At 60.9% G+C, this 2,995-nt stretch carries 1 protein-coding gene, 1 tRNA gene and 2 pseudogenes; 1 reads left to right on the top strand and 3 read right to left on the bottom strand.

The window, feature by feature from the left end; translation table 11 throughout:
* Positions 1-404: 404 nt before the first annotated feature.
* Positions 405-1,684: pseudogene (gene otnK, locus A3C3_RS42410) on the bottom strand (3-oxo-tetronate kinase).
* Between the two features lie 3 nt (positions 1,685-1,687).
* Positions 1,688-2,390, bottom strand: a pseudogene (locus A3C3_RS42405) (hydroxypyruvate isomerase family protein); the annotation flags it as partial.
* A 149-nt stretch (positions 2,391-2,539) separates the two neighbouring features.
* Between A3C3_RS42405 and A3C3_RS0137115 the strand changes: the two are divergent.
* Positions 2,540-2,890 (top strand): hypothetical protein, encoded by a 351-nt coding sequence (locus A3C3_RS0137115; protein ID WP_022719500.1) that lies wholly within the window; start codon positions 2,540-2,542, stop codon positions 2,888-2,890.
* Between the two features lie 11 nt (positions 2,891-2,901).
* Here A3C3_RS0137115 and A3C3_RS0137110 read toward each other — a convergent pair.
* Positions 2,902-2,978: transfer RNA gene (locus A3C3_RS0137110), tRNA-Met, on the bottom strand.
* Positions 2,979-2,995: the final 17 nt, after the last annotated feature.

Here is a 2,995-nt window from a genome sequence, read left to right as displayed (position 1 = left end):
GCCGCCGTTGGCGTCGCATCATGCGCCACTGCCGGAGCAGCGATCACGACTGCAAAGAAAATAGCTGCTGCCTTGCCCATGATCCGCACCTCGATGGTGAATTGAACCAGCTTCGGTTCCGAAGCTTGCCATTCGAAAGATTGAGCCGCTGTGAAATAGCGTGTCCGTCTTATCGGGCGGCTCCGCCTCCTCGATGTGCCGCCCGTCCATTCATGGCACTTTGGGAAACGGCCCCGGGGGAGAATGTACACTGACGATAGCAGCACGTTGTCGGACCTGCCTATTGATCAGGAGGAAGAATCAGATACCAACGAGGAAGGGATGACTTATACGTGGGTCTAGGTGCGCTTTTATGCGGGACTAGATAGTACCCCCCAAGAACCGCCGTCGACCTGATGACCAAGTCAGTGCATCATTGCTAGCGCAGCCGTGAAGAAATCCTCGCCTCCGAAGTTTCCGGATTTCAGGGCCAGAAGCATGTCGCCCTGCTTATTGCCGACCGTTCGCAGCACCGGTACACCAGGCGCGATTTCCAGGCCGATCAGAAATGCTGGAATGGCGAGCCTGTCGACCGCTGCGCCGGAGGTTTCGCCGCCGGCGATCACCAGGCGCCGCACGCCTCTTGTCATAAGTTCGTCGGCAATGATCGACGTCGCGGTTTCGATCGCGTGGCCCGAGGCGTCCCGTCCGTATCGCGATTGCAGCCGGGAAACGGTTTCCGGCGACGCACTCGCTGCGACGACGACGGGGCCGACGGAAATGCGGTCTCCGGCCCAGGAAATCGCGGCGTAAATCTCCTCGAGGCCGGCAAGCAATTTTTCCGGATCGAGCCGCAGAACGGGCAACGACCGTTCGGCGACGTCTAGCTGCCGGAGCGTCGCGCTGGAGCAACTGCCGGCAACGATCGCGGCAAGCCCGCCCACTGGGCGCATGGCGTCAGCAGTTGCTGCGGTCGCGGAAGATACTCGGCCCGAGCGCGTAAGGGCGCGGCGAGACCAAGACCGAGGCCCGATGCGCCGGTAGACACCGGTGTTTGGAGCGCCACCTCGCCGAGCGTTTCAAGATCGTGTTCGAAGATCGCATCCGCGATCGCGGTGGTCGCGCCCGCGGCGCGCAGAACCTCAAGCCGCGCCTTTACCGCACCGGCTCCGGCCGAGACCGTTGCCAGATCGACAATATCGACGGCACCGCGCGACTGCCGAGCCATGACGCGCACCAAATTGGCATCATGCATTGGATTGAGGGGGTGATCCTTTAGCGGGCTTTCGTTCAGCGGTTGCCCGCCGCCAAAGAGGTGACCGAGATAGACGGTGCGTCCAGTTTCCGGAAAGGCGGGCGTAACCAGCACCGTGCCGCCGCCGGCAGCAATGTTCAGTGCCTCCGTCACCGGACCGATATTGCCGGCATCGGTCGAATCGAATGTCGAGCAGACTTTGTAAAGCACATGGGCCGCCCCGCGCTTGCGCAGCCATCGTTCGGCCTCCGTCGCCGCAGCCACGGCGTCAGCGGCCGCGACGGAGCGAATTTTCATGGAGACGACGACGGCGTCGACATCCGGCAGCACCAGCGACGGGTCGGGAATGCCGACGGTCTGCACGGTGCGAAGACCGTTCTTCGTTAGCGTGTTGGCAAGGTCTGACGCGCCGGTGTAATCGTCGGCGATCGATCCGAGCAGAATGGTCATCCGCTAGCTCCTTGCAAAAGATCTGAACCAGTCGACGCCGTCGAGCGTCCGGCCCCGGGGGATATATTCGCAGCCTACAAAGCCGCCGTAACCGAGCCGGTCAATTTCCTCAAACAAATAGGGATAGTTTAACTCCTCCCCGTCCGGCTCATTGCGCAACGGCACGCTAGCGACCTGGATATGGCCGGTCATCGGCAGCAGCCCGGCGCAACCCCATGACCACGTCGCCATGCAGGATCTGGCGGTGATAGACGTCGAACTGAAGCTTTAGATTGGGCAGGCCGAGGTCGGTGAGCCGCTCAGCGGCACCGAAATCATTGAGGAAATATCCCGGCATGTTTCGCCCGTTGATAGGCTCGATCAACAGATCGACACCGTTCTCTCCGAGCCGCGCCGCAGTGTAAGCCACGGATTGCCGATAACAGGTTGCGGCCTCTGTATCAGAGGGCTCGGCAAGCCCTGCCATCAGATGCAGCCGCTTTGCGCCAGTCGCCGCCGCATAGTCCAGTGCCCGTCCCACGTCAGACTTCAATTCGTCGAACCGCCCAGGAAGAGCTGCGATACCACGCTCGCCCGCTACCCAATCACCCGGCGGCAGATTGAACAGTGCCTGCCGCAGGTTGTTGCGGGTTAGCCGTTCGGCGATCGCTTCCGGCGGGGCTTCATAGGGAAAAAGATACTCGACGGCGGCAAATCCGGCATCCGCTGGCCGCGTCTTGCCGCGCTCGATGACATGCTCGACAAACTCGAAGAGCGTCGCACCGGTCTGGAAGACGATCTGCGGCAATCTCCAGCCGAAGAAGAGGACCTTGATGCTAAGGTTCGTAGATTGAAGGCGGAGGTGAGCCCGGCGCCGTGGAGCTGATCATCAACTCGGTCTCCTACTATATTCGCGAGCACGCTGATGCCGAGACGAAGCAGCCGTTCATCAACATCGTGCGCCAGTTTATCCAGAAGGTGGTGATCGGCAAAACGCCGGGCCACCAGCCGGCATCACTCGAAGTGCACGGCCAGATCGCCTCGATCCTCGCGGCGATGGAAGCGGCGACGATCATGGAGAAGCGTTTCGAGGCGCTGACGCGTCACGATTACCTGGAGAAGGTGCGTGCCGGCGAATTGGAAACGGAGGCCAAAAAACAAAAGCTCCTCGACGCTTATGCGGAGGAGCTTCCATTGAAGCGACTTGAATGGCCATCTGCCTTTTAGCTTAGGAAAGTTGGTTGCGGGGGCAGGATTTGAACCTGCGGCCTTCAGGTTATGAGCCTGACGAGCTACCGGGCTGCTCCACCCCGCGTTATTGTTTTTTTGAGC

It is taken from the genome of Rhizobium mongolense USDA 1844 (genome assembly GCF_000419765.1).
Taxonomy (GTDB): domain Bacteria; phylum Pseudomonadota; class Alphaproteobacteria; order Rhizobiales; family Rhizobiaceae; genus Rhizobium; species Rhizobium mongolense.
The sequence above is the reverse complement of the archived record's forward strand: the minus strand, read 5'-3'. Positions and strand labels throughout refer to the sequence as shown.